This window comes from Sinorhizobium sp. 22678 (assembly GCF_052044265.1).
GTDB lineage: Bacteria > Pseudomonadota > Alphaproteobacteria > Rhizobiales > Rhizobiaceae > Sinorhizobium > Sinorhizobium meliloti_A.
This window is the reverse complement of sequence record NZ_JBQEMS010000033.1, coordinates 38,681-54,647: the sequence shown is the minus strand read 5'-3', so window position 1 is coordinate 54,647 and position 15,967 is coordinate 38,681. Positions and strand designations below refer to the sequence as shown.

The window sequence follows — 15,967 nt, the reverse complement described above, 5'->3', positions numbered from 1 at the left end:
GGTCGTGTCCCCACAGGTGGTGTAGCTCGGCGGTAGCGAAGCCGCTCGCGAGCGCGCCCTTCACAGCGCCGTAGTGAGCGGGCGGCGGAGCGGTGGTCATCGATGTTCTCCGGTAGGGTCGGGTTGCTGACACCAACCTGATTCGAAGGAACCACCGATGACCGACGACATGATGAACCTGCGTGCGCTCGTGGAGAAGTCCCCCGACGCCGATCTTTTGCGCGAGATGATCGGTTTTGCCGCCGAGCGGCTGATGGAGCTGGAGGTGGGGGCCGCCACCGGTGCCGGCTATGGTGAGAAGAACCCGCTGCGGACGGCCCAACGCAACGGCTACCGCGAGCGGGATTGGGAGACGCGCGCCGGAACCGTCGAGCTGCGCATTCCGAAGCTCAGGAAGGGCTCTTACTTTCCGGGCTTCCTGGAGCCGCGGCGCATGGCCGAGAAGGCGCTGACGGCGGTCATCCAGGAAGCCTATGTGCAGGGAATCTCGACCCGCTCGGTCGACGATCTGGTCAAGGCCATGGGCATGAGTGGCATCTCCAAGAGCCAGGTCAGCCGGCTGTGCGAGGAGATCGACGGCAAGGTCAAGGCCTTCCTCGATCGGCCGATCGAGGGTGACTGGCCATATCTATGGATCGATGCCACCTACCTGAAGGTCCGCCGCGGCGGCCGGATCGTCTCCGTCGCCGTGATCATCGCCGTCGGTGTCAACAGCGACGGTCGCCGGGAGGTGCTGGGCATGGAGGTCGGCACCTCGGAGGCCGAACCGATCTGGACCGAGTTCCTGCGCAAGCTGACCCGGCGCGGACTGCGCGGCGTCAAGCTGGTCGTCTCCGATGCGCACGAGGGCCTCAAGGCGGCCGTCACCAAGGTTCTCAGCGCCACATGGCAGCGCTGCCGGGTCCACTTCATGCGCAACGTTCTCGCCCACGCCGGCAAGAGCGGCCGCCGTGTCGTCTCCGCCTTCATCGCCACCGCCTTCGCCCAGGAGACACCGGAAGCCGCAAGCGCCCAATGGCGCGCCGTCGCCGACCAGATCCGGCCGAAGGTGCCCAAGCTCGCCGTCATCATGGATGATGCCGAAGAAGACGTTCTCGCCTACATGAGCTTCCCGAAGGAGCACCGCGCCAAGCTGCACTCGACCAACCCGATCGAGCGCCTCAACGGCGAAATCAAGCGCAGGACCGAGGTCGTCGGCATCTTCCCCAATGATGACGCCATCGTCCGCCTCGTCGGCGCGATCCTGCTCGAGCAGAACGACGAATGGGCTGTGCAGCGCGCCAGATACATGACGCTGGAAACCATCAGCCAGATGAGCGATGATCCGCTCATCAGCCTGCCAGCCGTGGCGCGCTGATCATACCGGCCATGCCGGAGAACGCGGCGACCCAGCCGCCACCTACACCACTCCCTGGGACATGATCTCTCCTTTCGTTGCGGCAACTTCGACGATCAACTTCTGGAGCATCATGAAGCTGGCTTGGACGATGGCGCGCATTTCCGAGTCTGTCATTCAGGTCTCCTGTTGTGCGATTGCACACAAGCAAGAAGACAACCTTAAACCCAGTAAAAACGCTTCATTACCGTGTCTCGTTGGGGGAGCGGCAAATGCAACGTCGAGTCACCAAGTCCCCAAAGAATTCCCGGACTGACCTCCTAGGTATTCCGCGACGCCTTATGTGTTAGAGCGTCCAGTGCATTAAGCCTCATTCCTGGGGTCAAGAGCGCTGCCGCACTTGTTTCTTAGGAGCGATCACATTCATCACTGCCGGCCGGCGCTGATTGCCCACAAAACGACGTTTCGAAAAAGGTAGCGCGGGGGCATGCTGCTGAGCTCATCGCTTGTTTGGCTTGTTTGGCGGTTCGGGACGGGACACGATGAAGGCACCGCATGTGAGCATGATCCCCGCAACCACGAGCAAAACGGTTGCCGGTGGTTCGAGCGCAACCCACAAGTAGAGGAGCGCCAAGCTCATCAGCAAAATTGCAGATACCTTGGCACGACGTGAGATTGCGCCTTCTTCTCGCCAGTCACGTAGCGGCGGCCCTAGCAATGGATGGTCCATCAGCCATTTCGCGAGGCGCGGCGAGGAGCGTGAAAACAACCATACTGCCAGGAGGAGGAAAGGCGTCGTCGGTAGCAGCGGGAGGAAGATTCCGGCGATGCCGAGCCCGACCATTACCCACGCGAGACTGAGAAGTGCAAGTCGCATGGAAAGATTCATCTACCTTCTTCCGGTCAGCTGCCAAATGCCGGCAATGCTTTTCCCGCCGAGACGAAATTAAAGCTCCGGATTGGAGGGAGAAAGCTGCTTCATTTCTCAACATACAGGAGTGACGGAGAAAAGCGCCTCGCTGCTCTAGGCACCGCCGAGTGTCTCCGTGTCGTCGAATGCGGTGTCTTTGCCGAGTTCTGATTCATCTTCAGTTAAGGCGAGATAACCGTGACTGCCTAGCCAGTCTCGAACGATGAGACGAAGGGCATCTTCCCGGTTAACCGCGTATTCAGCCATGAAGAGCTGAATTCCGCGTTCTGATTCTTCTTCAAGGTAAGTCATCGAGCTGCCCCTGTGTTGCCGGTGTCGATCAAACCGAAAATCCAATCACATGACAAGGCTCCCGTTGTGGGCCTTTTTCTTCCACGCGCTCGTGATTCCATGCAATTATCTCAGGGCACTCTGACTGAAGTCTTCTCGACCAGAGGGATGGCGAACGTTGAAGTCGCCAACCTTGCAGCATGTCGGAGCGATCTCCTCCGGGTCTGCCGCCCTCTCGCTCTCGTCCAGCCGAGGCAATTTCCGCGCGGACTGGGCGTGCTTTGAATTCCGTCACTGCTGCGTTTCGATTGTTTGGGTTGCCTTGGATATCAATCGACGTGGCTGCAGCAGGACTTCTTGAAGGACGCCCGGTAACCAGCGTCTTCAATCGCAGCGATGAATACATCGGATCCGATCCCGGATTCGATCGAGGCGGTTTTCGCCTCGAGATTGACGGCCACCTTGGCCTGCGGGTCGGCGGCTCTGACGGCTTTCTCGACCGTGGCGGCGCAATGTCCGCAGGTCATGTCTTCTACGATGAGGTGATGCATCGAAAGTCTCCTTTGATCTGACTTGACTGAATGTGGAGATTCCAACGATGGCAAGGTCAAGGGTGTGCTCTACAATTCTGTCTGTGCACCCCTGCTGATGGTGCCAGAACCAGAACCGGCGAGCCAAGGAAAGGAAAATCGATGCAATGCGGCTGATTGCAGGTAACGCTGTGCCCCAAAGCGGCCGGTAAACAGGTCCACAGCCGGTCGCGAGCTGCTGCTCCAACGCGTCAAGGCGGCTTTCCGGTGAACTTGTCGGAGCTGAGATTGGACACTCCAGCGTCGATTTCCAGCCACGAACTGGACAGTATCAGTTGTGCAACGCGCGCGTTGACGGCGAGAAATCACATCGGACCAGGCGCGGCAGCTGCTCGTCACTTCTGCGTGGATGTATTGGCGAATTTCGAGCTGCCAGCGCCTTGGCGAAGGCGCGGCTTGCAAGTAATAGGGTCACGATGGTCGCGCTTATTCACTCTTTGTGCCCAGTTCGGCACGCCTGCGAGCGGATTGAGGATCGACGGCTGCAGGACATGTGCAGCAACTGGGAACGGAGCAAATGACCACAAACGTTTTGGCAGCAAGTGGCGGCGTGAAGCAAGTCATATGCATCAATTGGGGCACAAAATATGGAGCGCCCTTTATTAATAGGCTCTACGCGATGGTTGCTCGCAACATCACGCCTCCTTTTACCTTCACGTGCTTTACCGATAATCGCGCAGGTCTGAACCCGGCGATACTTTGCGAAGACTTGCCTCCACTCGATGTAGAGCGCATGCCGACCAACACGAGAGGCATATGGCCCAAGGCGCGGCTCTGGGGGCCGACCCTGGGAAAACTGAGGGGGCCAGTGCTTTTTCTCGATCTGGATCTCGTGATCGTGTCATCGCTGGACGTTTTCTTCGAGACTGGGCGGGCGGATGACGTAATTCTGGCGAGAAACCAAACCACCCCCTTTGAACGTCTTGGGCAAACGTCCCTCTTCCGCTTTCCCGTTGGAAAACTCGCGCCGCTGCAGGACAAGTTCCGCTCCGACCCACAGGGCGTCGCCGACGAATACCGGTATGAGCAGCGCTTCGTGAGCCGCAACGCGCCTGGGGGTATAACGTTGTTTCCAAGAAAATGGGTTCTTCATTTTCGTCAGGACTGCCGCTGGCCATTTCCACTCAATTACTTCTTTGCGCCGAGCCTGCCGCCTGAGGCACGTGTCGTTATTTTTCCGCGCGGTCTGCAGCCACAGCACGCAATAGAAGGCCGATACGGAACGAAGCGTCCCCACGACACAGCGTTCAAACACATAGCGGGCGTCTTCGATGCGAAGCGAAGGAAGGATAAGGGAGCGCTACAATACTTGCGACACTATATCCGTCCGACGCCCTGGGTGGCGGAGCACTGGCGCGAATGACCGTGAAGCCGCTTAGGCCTTACGGACGGTTGAGCTGGGAACGGATTACCGAGGCGATGCGGCGCGTCTCATCCAGTGGTTCGTAGCTGTAGGGTTCGATCCTTCCCTCGAACGGCCGGGTCAGTTGCAGAGTTTTGTGCAGGTCCTGGTGATAGCGCTCGAACTTCTCCAGCCGTGGCCCCTCGACGGGGGTCAAATCCAGTATGTAGACCGGCTTGCCCGTGGCGAGAGCCTCGCACGGCATCGTGATCGAGTCCTTTGCGATGACGAACGCGTCGGCGGCTGCCATGTAGTCGAGATAAGGGTTCTCGCTTCGCCTGTCCCAGACCGCGATGTTTGCGCTGTTCAGTGCCGACAGAGCCTGCTGCGTGTGGTCTTCGGATCTGCGTGAAACCGACACGACGACGCGCCAGTCCTGTTTCTCCAATTGTTCGATAGCGCCCTTGATGTTTTGGTGGGTCCTGTCGTCGTAGACATACGCGCCATTTGAGCCGCCTACGAAGACGGCAACTATTGGGCGTCCGTCCGGCGACAATCGTCTGCGTGCGGCATCTCTGAGAGGCGCCAGTCGCGCCCAGGTAATCTGATGCGGTACTCCGACCATCGAATGATAGTTCGCCCGCCGGTCCAGTTCCTCGACCCAATCGTGACGAGAGACGAAAACGAGATCATATCCTTCGATGCGCGGGCGTTGGAGATGGACGGTGAGAGGCTTGCCGCCATAGGCCGCTTTGATGTCGAGGACCGCCGGTTCAGCGCGGAAACCGCAGGAGATCACGACCTCGGGACGCGGTTCCCTATTGCGAAACAGTCTGGGTTCGAACAGCTTTCTCAGGCCGCGAGTCCGACTGATCAGCTTTACCACCGGTTCCTGATGGAACTCCTTTCCAACGCCGAGGCACTGCGTGAGCGTTCCCGCCTTGCTTTCCGCCACAGCCCACACACAGTTCGTGCTGGGCGTTTTCACCACTCTATCGTCGTTGTCTTGCAAAGCTGAGCTCCGATGTGACGCTTGTTTTCTTTCGCCCGCGCCTCGCGCGGCTTCAAATCACCGGCCGAGGTCGATCCCGTTCTCTTCGACGAATTCGAGCATGCTGCGGTCTTCGACAACGTTCGCTTCGATATACTTGATCGTGGCCGAGACCTTGTTCCGGTATTTCTCTGCAGATCCGTCGAAGGACCAGCCTCTTTCCGTCTTTTCCTTCAGCTCCTCCATCGACTTCGCATAATAGTGATTGAGCTGAATGAACTCGGCGGAGTAAAAATCGGCAGCCTTCCGCCCTCGTCGCGATGCCACTTTCCCCGAATCATTCGCCGTCCTGTCGCCGTGGGACCTTGTTTCGAAGTGATGCACGCCCACTTTCGTGACTTCGACCGGATCGACGATGCATTTGAAGTTGCTTGCGTCGAGGCTCTGCCGCATGGGGTCGGAGACGCGCATTTTATAGTTGAGGCACACAGGCCCTGCCGGTCGCGAAATATGACCGCTATGGCCGAACATGTGCCAAGGCAACGAGATGTTGGGAAAGTCACCTGCTCCTCGCAAGGCGTCCTCCAGTGTTCGCCCGTTTTTCGGCAGGAGAAACTCATCGACATCGATGAACGCCATACGCTCGAAGCGGCTGCCAAAATTCAGGATCGCATGGGCGAAAGCGATCGTCTGCCCGTTCAGGAACTCACCGCTTCTTTCATCGCGCATACGCATCTTCCAGGGCACGACGGTCAGTTCCTCGCGCGCCAAAACCCGTTGCAGGATATCGAACGTCCCATCGGTCGAGCCGTCATCGTAGAGGCAGAAATGGCGAACGCCGACGCCTCGGTGAAAACGCACCCATTCCTCGATGTAGCTGGCTTCGTTCTTCACGCAGGCGACGACCGCGATCCCTTGCCGGCCGCGATCGCCCTGCGGAGGAGTGATCGCAAGTTCTCTCGTAAGATGTCGCTCAGCCTTTATTTTGAACATTTACATCCCTTGGTTTTAAAAACATCGAGCCGGTGGCTTCTACTTCGAATACATCGCCTTTATAGAGGGTGGGAGCCGAACTTGGTATCCAGGCTTGGCAACATCGAGAGGCCGCGGGCTCAAAGCACGCCAGGGTTGGGACGAGCAGGCATGGACTTTCCCGCTTCGGGAGCGACGGAGAATTTGGCGGCGCCTGAGCAATGGCGGGCTCTGTTTTCCAGGTTTTCACACGTTGTCCTCGTTGCCAACAGTGACGAGGTAAGCGTGAAGGAACTCCAGGAGGAATACCCTGGGACGGCCCTCTTCGTGTTTTTCAACAAGGTTTACAAAATCCTCGATGAACAATTTTCCGGCAACTCCCTCCTGATATCGCGCGCTCAGCCACGAGGCGCCAACATCGTATATCGAAACGAGGTCGCCGACGTCGTCAAGCTGCTCGCGCCCCAGAAGTTCCTGGGCATCATGAACATCCGGCTGGCGGAGATCGAGAGGCTGAACACAAGCGCGGATTACCTGGGCACGCCCACCGGCCACCTGGATCTGGTCGGCTTCTGCGCAGACTTTTACCCGAAGGACAAGGTCGCCACGAGCGGCTTCGCCATGGCCCTGTGGCTCGTGAACCAGTCGCTTCCGGCTGAAATCGTTCTTGCAGGGTTCTCGGCGAAGCGAAGCGACAAGTGGCGGGTTGTGAACGTCCACGACTGGACTTTCGAGCAGGTCTTCCTGCGCCTCTTCGCGCGTGTCGGCAAGCTGACGATGCATGGCTCCAGGCCGGCCAACAGTTACATGACGCTTGCCTCCCGCTTCCCGGAGCTGCCCGCAGCCGAAATCTCCGCGACGATCGCAGAAGTCCTGTCGCTGCGTCTGAGCCAGACCGATGCGCAAGTGGACAAATTGATTTCCCTGACAAACGCGTTTCGGTCCATTGACGAATTTTTACGTCGGCTGAAGCCGAAGTTTCTAAAGAAAACCAAAGCATAGCAGCATCGAAAGTTCTAATATCGATTTCTGGCGAGGATGTATGGGGTCGTGGATCTCCGATGCGCGCAAGCGCATATATCGAAATCTGAAGTACCGTATACTGCGCCCGGATCCGCCGGCTGCCCCGTTTCGATTCAACAGCCCCGTCGTGGTTGTCGGATCCGCGCCTCTTTCCAATAGGCCGGCCGGATTGGACGACAGTTTCAGGATCATTACCGTGAACGGCTCGCAATCGGTCATCGCCAAGTGGGGCGTTGATGCGCCGGACATTACCATGATGATGTTCAACCAGATCGAAGGAACCACTGCGAACGCGATCGAGGTCAGGCGTGTGCTGAAGGGGCAGCGTACAGGGACGCTCTACGTATTTCTCTGGCGCAAGGACGATCGCGCACGCCTGGAGGAAGGTTTGCGAGCGTTCGATTACAAATACGAACGGCTCGAAATCGTCGATCGATACGAGCGGATGGCCTTGCTGGATCGTGTGGCTGACTTGCGCTCCCTCGAGATGGACGCCGATTCCAAGTGCTCGAACGGTATGAACGCGGTCCTTTTTGCCCTCTACAACGGAGCACCCGCCGTCATCATCACGGGAATAAATCCGAACTCAAGCGGTCACGTCTACAATTCAACGGGATTGACGCGTCTTCACGTTCAAATGGATAAAGTCCTTGTTTCGAAGCTGATGAGTGAGGGCCGCCCGATCTTCACGGCGGATCCGCCGGTTTCGGAAGAATTAGGCATTCCGTTGTGGAGCGGTTCAAGCCGCTAGTACTTTGCATATTTGTCCTTATGTCGTCGTTTTGGTCGCTCAACGCCTGCGTCAGAGAAATCAATGATTTCAAATCGACCCTTTTCACGTTCCTGCATCAAGATCGCCGTTCGGCTTCTCCTGGGTCGTTCCAGGGCGCATGTCCAAGACTGGTTTCCCGGATTGAAGCTCGAACTTGCAAGCGCTGATCGAGACGGCACGATCCAGTATCGCGGCGAATTGGTAGGACGTCTCACGAGCCCCTCGCACGCCTTGGAAGAAAGACCGTCCAATGTGCTTATCGTCGGCTCCGGCCCCTCGGTCGCCCGATGCGATCTGACCCGCGCAGACGGGTCTTCGTGCCTTCTCTTGAACGGCGCGTTGCACCTTTTCCCCAGCGTGATAGCAAAGCCTCTGGCGATAGCAATCGAAGACGAACGGTTCGTATGGAGACACTTCGATCTCGTGAAGCGGATTCCTGCCGGATGCGTCTGTCTGCTGTCCGTGAGCGTCATAAGGGCGATCTGCGAGCTCGATGGCACATGGCTGCGGGACAGGCCGGTCGTATTGATCGATAACGTGCGAAAGCCGTACGGGGTAGCACGTCGGGACACCGCGGAACTGCGCAAGCTGCCGTATGTGCGGCTGAGCGAGGACGGCGACGTCGGCTTTTCCGAAGACCCTTTGGCCGGCATTTTCCAGGCAGGCTCGGTCGCGGTTTCAGCCGCACAGTTTGCCGTCGCCTGGAGGCCCCGCTCGATCGGTTTTGTGGGGATCGATCTCAGTAATGCCGATGAACCGAGGTACTACGAAACAACCGACAAGGCCTATTCGGGAATCGTCGTCGCCCAAAAGCGGATCGTCGATCATTTGGTCATGGCACGCAGCATAGCCGCCGAAAGCGGCATTGAGGTCGTAAACCACTCGCCGGTCTCGGCCCTTGTCGGAATGGGGTTCGGCTACGACGCAAGTTTCGCTCAGTGATGCTCCAACGCCGGTGATGCTCTATCGCCAAGTGGTTCTCTGACGAAAGTCCATCGCCGGCGCATCGGCACGTGAGACGACGATGGGACGGGCACCGCCCCGATGAAAATGGCTTATGGGTGTCGAGCGATTAAGCCGAGCGCTGCGTTACATGAAGAACACGATCACGTGCAGCGAACCATTCCTCGGCGTAGTCATCGTTCTTATACTCGTCGAAGTAAGGTCCGCCATCGGTGAAATGGACGAGCTTTGCATCCGGCGAATATTCGTACTCGTTTACAAGCCAATTCCAGCTCGCGGGCAGTTCGCCGATCAGGTCGTCGGAATCCAGCCACTTGAACTGATGCAGCTCCAGCCCGGTAGCGGTATTGACGTAATCCAAATCGAGGTTTCGGCACTTGGCATTGTTGAACAGGATCACGCTCGACCAGTTCTTCTTTTCGTACTTCGTTTGGACCTGGCCCAGAAACTTCGTTTCGACTTTCGGAACGTAGTCGTGTTTTACGCACATCGCTGCGTAGCGATCGTCTCTCAGTTCCCACAACTGGGCGATATCAGTCCGCATCAGCATGTCGCAATCAGCGAAAAGGGACCAACCCTCATACCGGCTTAGATAAGGCACGAGGAATCGTGAAAAGGAAAACTCTGTAGATTGGAGAGGATTCCGCTCGCGCGTGAAAATCCTGTCGACGTTGTTCAGGGATATCGGCGTGAACGTGACCGGGATGGAGCTCTTTTCCAAAATACTTTGGCAAAGAACATGATAGGCGACGACTTCCTTGCTGTCGAAGCCGATGTAAATATGAGCACTTTCCGTCATTAAACCTCCGATGACAGGTAGGCTTCAAGCGCGCTTGGCAGCCGCGAAACGACTCAAACTCACTTATTTGCGTATAAGCAGCTTTCAGATGTAGCCAAAAAAGGCGGCGCCGTGAAGCCTCGTGTAACGGATAACGTTCTCTCGCCGGCAGCGACCGCTTTCCGGCCCCATCGTCTCGTCCTGATGAAGCGAAACGATGTGTTTGGTGGTTCGCGGTCCTCGATCGGGCCTCTGGCAATTCCAGCGAACTTCGCCTAGTAGCTTGTCGCTGGTCCGCGATATTGCCACCAGCATAGGCAGGGACGATGGGGAGAGGAATGCGCAGCCTCCTGGTTCGAAGACCGGATTTCTTATACGTTCTGATTGCCGGTTATTGCCTGCTCAGCATCATCCTGAAAATCCTGCGCCCGGACTCGCTCGAGATCGACGAATCCGAGCAAGCACTGCTCTCACAATATCTGCTGCTCGGATACGGAGCCCAGCCGCCCTTCTACAATTGGCTTCAATATGGAGTGGTGGCCCTATTTGGTATCTCCGTCGCATCGCTGACCATCGTAAAGAACGGTCTTCTGTTCCTCTTCCTTCTATTCTATGGGCTCACTGCCGGTGTCCTCTCCAGTAGTCGGCTCGGTCCGGCAGTGGCGGTACTAGGCGTCCTGACACTGCCACCGGTTTTCCTTCTGTCACAGCGCGACTTGTCCCACACCGTCGCCGCGCTTTTTGCGGTGTCGCTGTTCCTCTACGGCTTTTTCCGCGCTCTGAAGAACCCACCCAACCTTGGCAATTACCTGCTAGTCGGCGTTGCCGTGGGGCTTGGGGCACTTTCGAAATACAATTTCGTGATCCTCCCCGCGGCGGCATTGCTCGCCATCCTGCCAGAGGCAAAGCTGCGCAAATATCTCTTTGACTGGCGCGTGCTCGCTTCAGTTGCGGTGTGCGCGGTGATCGTCGCACCCCATGCCTATTGGGTCGTCAACAATCTTGGACATGCGACTGGTGTCACTGTTGCTGAAATGAAGGAGGGGGCGGACAGCGCGATGCTGCCGCACGCGATCCAAGGGCTTGTTTCGCTCGCAGTTGCAAGCCTCAAGGGCGTCGCGCTGACCCTTGCCGTCTTCGGGTTGGTCTTCTACGCGGACCTCGGGAAGATCCTTCGCGCCGAGAGCCTATGGACGAGGGTCGTCGGCAGGATGATTCTCGCCTGCTTCCTCATCATAGCGATTATCGTCGTTGCAATGGATGCGACCCACATCCGTGCGAAGTGGTTGGCGCTTTTTACTGCGCTTCTTCCACTTTATCTGATGCTGAAAATCGATGCCGCCGGCCTGGACCCTGCCCGTCGTCTGCCTGCACTTCTTTCGATCGCGGGCGTCCTCTCCGTCGGCGTAATCGTGATGCTTTGGGCAAGGGTTTTCGTCGGTCCGATGATCGGCGACTATTCCTTCGCACATACGCCCTTTAACGGGTTCGCCCAGGTTGTGCGCGCTGAGCCCGGCCCGCCGCCGGTCGCCATCTTGGTCGCCGACAGCATCGTGGCGGGTAACCTCAGAATTCAGTTTCCCGACACCCCGATCATCCTGGCGGGAATTTCTCAGGAGGCGGAAAGACGTCTTCCGGCAGGCCGAATTTTGGCGGCCTGGTCGCCCGAAGGCAGGGGACGAGAAGAGATTCCGCCTCGCATTTCGGCTCTACTGCAGCTCATGCCCGCAACAATTGCCGGCTCGAAGCCGACGATCGTCTCGGTTCCCTACAACGCCGGACGCCCGGGCGACGTATACACGTTTGCCTATGTTTGGGCGGACGTCCGCTGACGCTGATCCGGTTCGATCGGGCTGCCGATGTTGGGCGTGATGTCGCCTCTTTCGCGAACCAAGGGAAGGCCGATATGCTCAGAAAGCTCCAGCTCGGTCGTAAAGACATTTCCTCGATCTCTCAAACGCGTCAGAACGAAGGTGTCTTCGGCAATTTGCCGGCGAATTCTCCCCTTGTCGTCGTAGGAATGGCCCATCGTGGTGACTGAGAAGCCGGCAAGTGTCACGGACGGCACTCCCATGAAAAGAGCGTAGCACAGGGCGGCAACTCCGTTCGTCACCTTGCCGACTTCGCCAATATCGGGGGGAAGTCCGCCGCTCACGGCCTCGACGATCGCTTCGCGCTCAGCTTTGGTGGCGCGCATCAGACTCTTGTAGCGAACGTGCGGCATTGCCAGAAGTTTCAGGTACATCACCCAGATAGACTTTGTATGAAGCCATAAAAGACCCCTCGTCCTTACATAGGGATGCTCTTCCCACGACTTCTTCCGCTTTCGAAATGTCAAATCGGCGGGTGGGAGACCCAGTGCATTGGCCGTCTTGCCAGCGTTATTGACGTCGACGCGTGCGCAATATCCGATCAGGTCCGGCGGAATCGTGGGGGAGGGCGCCGAACCGAGAATCAGCCACGGCTTATCGATAATGCCAAGTCGCGAGAGCCAGCGGCGGTGCTTTTCTCGCAATTTTTCAAGCGCTTCGGGTTCAATCGTCATCGCGAATTCCATTGACCAGGTAGGCAGGCGAGATTCACTTACGGGACTGACATCTTATGTCTCGCACAAGCCAGCCTACCTGTCCATTCGCGCCGGTTCTTCGCCTAGAAGGGGGTGAGCCGGTATTGCAATTCTTTCAATACTCCGTCGCCACGCTTCAGAAAGCGTGGAAATACCCGTGCATCGCACAATTTAGCCATCTTGATTTGATTAAGCGACGCCTTTAGCACCGGTCGTCGATATTTATGGGCAGTGAAGAAATGAACGTGGTTGTAAGTGACCCGATACTGGCGTCGATCAGTCGTACGATCGCCACTGCCGCCGACGGGATCAATGCCCTGGCGGCCTGTCTGGAGGATGATGCGGCCTTGCGCCGTAGTTTTGTCGACGCCGTCGAACTCGTCGCCTCCCAGCGTGGGCGGGTCGTTGTTGCGGGTGTTGGCAAGAGCGGGCACATCGGACGCAAGATCGCCGCGACGCTAGCTTCAACCGGAACATCCGCCTATTTCGTGCATCCGACGGAAGCAAGTCACGGCGATCTCGGCATGATCACCGCGCAGGATCTGCTTATTCTGCTTTCATGGTCCGGTGAGACCGTGGAACTCGGGAACGTCCTCACTTACGCCAAGCGCTTCAACGTTCCGGTCATTTCCGTCACGTCGAATTCCGGTAGCACAATCGCTCGCAACTCCACGATCCCGCTCGTCCTGCCGAAAGTGCCGGAGGCATGCCCTCATGGTCTAGCCCCGACCACGTCTGCAATGCTGCAGCTGGCGGTGGGGGATGCTCTCGCAATAGCCTTGCTCGAGCGCAGGGGGTTTTCGGCCGAGGACTTCAAGACCTTTCATCCGGGCGGCAAGCTCGGCTCGCAGTTGCTGCTCGCCCATGAGCTGGCTCATACGGGCGAGGCTGTGCCACTTTTGCCGATCGGCAGCCCGATGAGCGAAGCGGTCATCCAGATGTCCTCGAAGGGTTTCGGGGTCGTCGGCGTCGTTGGTAGCGACGGTGAGCTTGTCGGTGTCATTACCGACGGCGATTTGCGGCGCCATATGTCACAAGATCTTTTGCTCCTCACGGTCGAGACCGTGATGTCGCATATGCCTCGCGTGATTACGACTGGAATGCTGGCAAGTGCGGCAATGGAAATGATGCAATCGCAAAAGATCACGGTGCTGTTTCTGGTCGATGATTTTGGCCGGCCGTCGGGCATCTTGCACGTCCACGATCTTCTGCGTGCCGGCGTTGCCTGAAGACAAATAGTGCGGCCCGGAGATGGTTGACGAGCCAGCTTCCGAGGGGGAGCACACCGTATAATCTAACGTGGACGTCAAATGCCGCATTGGCTTGGCAGTCGATCACGGAAATGGGAATTCGCTTGGCAGTAATCCACCGAGACTTCGAGTATCGCCCGGACCTGGACGGTTTGAGAGCTGTCGCGATCCTGCCTGTGCTCCTCTTTCACGCAGGCTTCACTTCGTTCTCCGGCGGATTCGTCGGGGTCGACGTCTTTTTTGTCTTGTCCGGCTATTTCATGGCCAGGATCATCCTCACCGACCTCGAGCGCGGCAGCTTCAGCTTTTCGGCGTTCTACGTTCGGAGGATGAAACGCATCTTCCCGGCATTGTTCTCGATGATTGCCGTTTCGGCCGTTGCGGCATGGTTTTTACTGATGCCGCAGGAGTTTCGGTATTTCGGCGATAGCGTACAAGCCGCTGCCGTATTCACTTCGAACATCCTGTTCCGCAGCGAGAGCGGCTATTTCGATCTCTCGTCAGAAATGAAGCCATTGCTTCATACCTGGTCCCTGTCTGTGGAAGAGCAGTTTTACCTGATTTTTCCCATCGCGGTTTTCCTTGCGTTCAAATTCGCACGTAAGCACATTCCCGCAATCGTTTTGACGGTGGCGCTCTTGTCCTTCGGGGCAAGCACTTGGGGGATCGTGCACGCACCGGAAAAAGCATTCTACTTGCTGCATTTTCGCGTTTGGGAGCTGCTGATCGGAGTCCTTGTCGCCATTGCTCCTGCCCCGACTTTTGGGCCCCGCGCCTCCCTGGCATTGGCGGCACTTGGACTGCTGGCAGTTCTCCTGGCCGTTTTCGGCTATTCTCCCGATACGCCCTTTCCCGGTATTTATGCTGCAGTGCCCTGCATCGGTACGGCCCTGGTGATCTACGCACACTGTCGAGGCGGAGCGATAGGCCGCCTACTGGGTAATCCCGTCTCGGTCTTCATCGGACGCATCTCATACTCCCTCTACCTCTGGCATTGGCCGGTAATCGTGTTCTTGCGCTACGGCCTTGGCCATGAACTGACAACCGGATGGGCGCTGACCGCCGTGGCGATGTCGTTCGCCCTCGCATACATTTCATGGAGGTTCGTAGAGCAGCCCGCGCGGTATGGCGTGCTGGCATCCTCGCGCGTCGCAATCCTCGGCGTGAGTAGCGCTGCTATTTCTTCTGCGGTCGCCTTCGGTTTCATTGTCAATGATTTGGAAGGCATTCCCCAAAGATTGCCCGAAAAGGCCCGAACGCTCTACCAGGCCACCTACGATGAGAGCCCGTTCTCCTCCAAGCGGTGTTTCACCGATTCAAATGGAGAAGGTCTGACACCGGATCAGATAAGGAGAGGGGATATCTGTCGGGTCGGGCTCGAGACTGCAGGCGAGCCGCGGTTTCTCGTGTGGGGAGATTCTCACGCCGCTGCGATCGCTCCTGCGATTGACATTGCCGCTCGCCAAATGGGTATCTCGGGCATGTTCGTCGGGCGCGGATCGTGCCCGCCTTTGCCAGAGACGGATTTCGGTCCTCCGGGCGCGGTCAAGAGGTGCATCGATCACAATTCCGCAGTGATGTCGCTGATCGAGAAGAGAAAGTTCGCCTTCATTTTCATGGTGGGCTATTGGCCCAAATACTTCCACCGAGAAGAGCTTCCCGGTCAGGGCATCTTCTTTGATCCTCGCGTCGTACCCTCCCGGACCGATTGGTCCGTTCCGGTGAGGAAGGGACTTGATGCGACTTTGACCAGGCTCGCTCGGCAGGGATCGAAGGCGATTCTGGTGATGGATGTGCCGGAGATGGGATTCGATGTCCCGGAGGCCCTTGCACGAGCGGCTGCGTCCGGTCGCTCGCTCGATATCGCTCCTTCTCTTGAATATACGAACCGGCGGCAAGCCTTGGCCCGGCGGGTGTTGTCGGAGGCGGCCAGATCGAGCGGAGCTTTGGTCGTCGATCCGATGCGCGCAATCTGCGACGCCTCCAGGTGTCATGCCATGCGAGAAGGCACCGTTCTCTATAAGGACGGAGATCACCTGTCGGCGAAAGGTGCGGAAAGTCTCTCGGCACTCTTTGGTCCCGTGTTGAGCAGAATGCGGGAGAGCGTCCGGGTTTCGAATCGCTGAGCCGGCAACGGCCGGTACTCGTCCGCACGTGAGACAGTTCTCCGTCATCCAAGAAAC

General features: G+C 57.8%; 15 protein-coding genes. 8 read left to right on the top strand and 7 right to left on the bottom strand.

Annotation, left to right across the window (positions count from 1 at the left end; all coding sequences use genetic code 11):
• The first annotated feature begins 157 nt into the window (after nt 1-157).
• Nucleotides 158-1,357 carry an IS256 family transposase gene (locus ACTJKL_RS29390; RefSeq protein ID WP_440854436.1) on the top strand — a complete coding sequence of 400 codons (1,200 nt, stop codon included), beginning with the start codon at nt 158-160 and terminating at the stop codon, nt 1,355-1,357.
• A 478-nt stretch (nt 1,358-1,835) separates the two neighbouring features.
• Here ACTJKL_RS29390 and ACTJKL_RS29385 read toward each other — a convergent pair whose 3' ends face one another.
• The 3 genes from ACTJKL_RS29385 to ACTJKL_RS29375 all read right to left on the bottom strand — a co-directional run bounded on the left by ACTJKL_RS29385 (nt 1,836) and on the right by ACTJKL_RS29375 (nt 3,088).
• Nucleotides 1,836-2,225 (bottom strand): YbaN family protein, encoded by a 390-nt coding sequence (locus ACTJKL_RS29385; RefSeq protein WP_440854521.1) that lies wholly within the window; start codon nt 2,223-2,225, stop codon nt 1,836-1,838.
• A gap of 135 nt (nt 2,226-2,360) precedes the next feature.
• The gene (locus ACTJKL_RS29380) at nt 2,361-2,558 is read right to left on the bottom strand and encodes a hypothetical protein (protein WP_026168999.1); all 198 of its coding nucleotides are present in this window, start codon (nt 2,556-2,558) and stop codon (nt 2,361-2,363) included.
• A 308-nt stretch (nt 2,559-2,866) separates the two neighbouring features.
• The gene (locus ACTJKL_RS29375) at nt 2,867-3,088 is read right to left on the bottom strand and encodes a heavy-metal-associated domain-containing protein (protein ID WP_102764583.1); all 222 of its coding nucleotides are present in this window, start codon (nt 3,086-3,088) and stop codon (nt 2,867-2,869) included.
• 556 nt (nt 3,089-3,644) lie between these two features.
• Here ACTJKL_RS29375 and ACTJKL_RS29370 point away from each other — a divergent pair.
• Nucleotides 3,645-4,490 carry a glycosyl transferase gene (locus ACTJKL_RS29370; RefSeq protein ID WP_440854520.1) on the top strand — a complete coding sequence of 282 codons (846 nt, stop codon included), beginning with the start codon at nt 3,645-3,647 and terminating at the stop codon, nt 4,488-4,490.
• A gap of 19 nt (nt 4,491-4,509) precedes the next feature.
• Here ACTJKL_RS29370 and ACTJKL_RS29365 read toward each other — a convergent pair whose 3' ends face one another.
• Both ACTJKL_RS29365 and ACTJKL_RS29360 read right to left on the bottom strand, forming a co-directional pair.
• Nucleotides 4,510-5,481 carry a mitochondrial fission ELM1 family protein gene (locus ACTJKL_RS29365; RefSeq protein ID WP_440854519.1) on the bottom strand — a complete coding sequence of 324 codons (972 nt, stop codon included), beginning with the start codon at nt 5,479-5,481 and terminating at the stop codon, nt 4,510-4,512.
• 57 nt (nt 5,482-5,538) lie between these two features.
• Nucleotides 5,539-6,453, bottom strand: coding sequence for a glycosyltransferase family 92 protein (locus tag ACTJKL_RS29360; protein ID WP_440854518.1), 915 nt, complete (start codon nt 6,451-6,453; stop codon nt 5,539-5,541).
• Nucleotides 6,454-6,603: 150 nt separating this feature from the next.
• Here ACTJKL_RS29360 and ACTJKL_RS29355 point away from each other — a divergent pair, with 150 nt between their 5' ends.
• The 3 genes from ACTJKL_RS29355 (at nt 6,604) to ACTJKL_RS29345 (ending at nt 9,169) form a co-directional block, all read left to right on the top strand.
• Nucleotides 6,604-7,434, top strand: coding sequence for a 3-deoxy-manno-octulosonate cytidylyltransferase (locus ACTJKL_RS29355; RefSeq protein WP_100674333.1), 831 nt, complete (start codon nt 6,604-6,606; stop codon nt 7,432-7,434).
• A gap of 40 nt (nt 7,435-7,474) precedes the next feature.
• Nucleotides 7,475-8,206 (top strand): membrane-anchored protein, encoded by a 732-nt coding sequence (locus tag ACTJKL_RS29350; RefSeq protein ID WP_440854517.1) that lies wholly within the window; start codon nt 7,475-7,477, stop codon nt 8,204-8,206.
• Between the two features lie 63 nt (nt 8,207-8,269).
• The gene (locus ACTJKL_RS29345; protein ID WP_102762746.1) at nt 8,270-9,169 is read left to right on the top strand and encodes a glycosyl transferase; all 900 of its coding nucleotides are present in this window, start codon (nt 8,270-8,272) and stop codon (nt 9,167-9,169) included.
• Between the two features lie 130 nt (nt 9,170-9,299).
• Here the strand turns inward: ACTJKL_RS29345 and ACTJKL_RS29340 are convergent, their stop codons facing one another.
• Complete coding sequence (locus tag ACTJKL_RS29340) at nt 9,300-9,989, bottom strand: glycosyltransferase (protein ID WP_440854516.1); 690 nt, start codon at nt 9,987-9,989, stop codon at nt 9,300-9,302.
• A gap of 317 nt (nt 9,990-10,306) precedes the next feature.
• On the opposite strand from ACTJKL_RS29340, the gene ACTJKL_RS29335 reads away from it, so the two are divergent.
• Nucleotides 10,307-11,800 (top strand): ArnT family glycosyltransferase, encoded by a 1,494-nt coding sequence (locus ACTJKL_RS29335; RefSeq protein WP_440854515.1) that lies wholly within the window; start codon nt 10,307-10,309, stop codon nt 11,798-11,800.
• Here the strand turns inward: ACTJKL_RS29335 and ACTJKL_RS29330 are convergent.
• Entirely contained in the window at nt 11,776-12,513 is a 738-nt protein-coding gene (locus ACTJKL_RS29330; protein ID WP_440854514.1) for a hypothetical protein, read from the bottom strand. The genes ACTJKL_RS29335 and ACTJKL_RS29330 overlap by 25 nt on opposite strands.
• 260 nt (nt 12,514-12,773) lie before the next feature.
• On the opposite strand from ACTJKL_RS29330, the gene ACTJKL_RS29325 reads away from it, so the two are divergent.
• Nucleotides 12,774-13,763 (top strand): KpsF/GutQ family sugar-phosphate isomerase, encoded by a 990-nt coding sequence (locus ACTJKL_RS29325; protein WP_411934707.1) that lies wholly within the window; start codon nt 12,774-12,776, stop codon nt 13,761-13,763.
• Between the two features lie 113 nt (nt 13,764-13,876).
• On the top strand, nt 13,877-15,910 hold the full coding sequence (locus tag ACTJKL_RS29320) for an acyltransferase family protein (protein ID WP_440854513.1): 2,034 nt from the start codon (nt 13,877-13,879) through the stop codon (nt 15,908-15,910).
• Nucleotides 15,911-15,967: the final 57 nt, after the last annotated feature.

What these genes read in the sequence shown, in the direction of transcription:
- ACTJKL_RS29390 (WP_440854436.1), top strand. Translation starts at nt 158, where the DNA reads ATGACCGACGACATGATGAACCTGCGTGCGCTCGTGGAGAAGTCCCCC.
- ACTJKL_RS29320 (WP_440854513.1), top strand. Translation starts at nt 13,877, where the DNA reads ATGGGAATTCGCTTGGCAGTAATCCACCGAGACTTCGAGTATCGCCCG.
- ACTJKL_RS29350 (WP_440854517.1), top strand. Translation starts at nt 7,475, where the DNA reads ATGGGGTCGTGGATCTCCGATGCGCGCAAGCGCATATATCGAAATCTG.
- ACTJKL_RS29330 (WP_440854514.1), bottom strand. Translation starts at nt 12,513, where the DNA reads ATGACGATTGAACCCGAAGCGCTTGAAAAATTGCGAGAAAAGCACCGC.
- ACTJKL_RS29370 (WP_440854520.1), top strand. Translation starts at nt 3,645, where the DNA reads ATGACCACAAACGTTTTGGCAGCAAGTGGCGGCGTGAAGCAAGTCATA.
- ACTJKL_RS29335 (WP_440854515.1), top strand. Translation starts at nt 10,307, where the DNA reads ATGCGCAGCCTCCTGGTTCGAAGACCGGATTTCTTATACGTTCTGATT.
- ACTJKL_RS29345 (WP_102762746.1), top strand. Translation starts at nt 8,270, where the DNA reads ATGATTTCAAATCGACCCTTTTCACGTTCCTGCATCAAGATCGCCGTT.
- ACTJKL_RS29355 (WP_100674333.1), top strand. Translation starts at nt 6,604, where the DNA reads ATGGACTTTCCCGCTTCGGGAGCGACGGAGAATTTGGCGGCGCCTGAG.
- ACTJKL_RS29340 (WP_440854516.1), bottom strand. Translation starts at nt 9,989, where the DNA reads ATGACGGAAAGTGCTCATATTTACATCGGCTTCGACAGCAAGGAAGTC.
- ACTJKL_RS29375 (WP_102764583.1), bottom strand. Translation starts at nt 3,088, where the DNA reads ATGCATCACCTCATCGTAGAAGACATGACCTGCGGACATTGCGCCGCC.
- ACTJKL_RS29325 (WP_411934707.1), top strand. Translation starts at nt 12,774, where the DNA reads ATGAACGTGGTTGTAAGTGACCCGATACTGGCGTCGATCAGTCGTACG.
- ACTJKL_RS29380 (WP_026168999.1), bottom strand. Translation starts at nt 2,558, where the DNA reads ATGACTTACCTTGAAGAAGAATCAGAACGCGGAATTCAGCTCTTCATG.
- ACTJKL_RS29360 (WP_440854518.1), bottom strand. Translation starts at nt 6,453, where the DNA reads ATGTTCAAAATAAAGGCTGAGCGACATCTTACGAGAGAACTTGCGATC.
- ACTJKL_RS29385 (WP_440854521.1), bottom strand. Translation starts at nt 2,225, where the DNA reads ATGAATCTTTCCATGCGACTTGCACTTCTCAGTCTCGCGTGGGTAATG.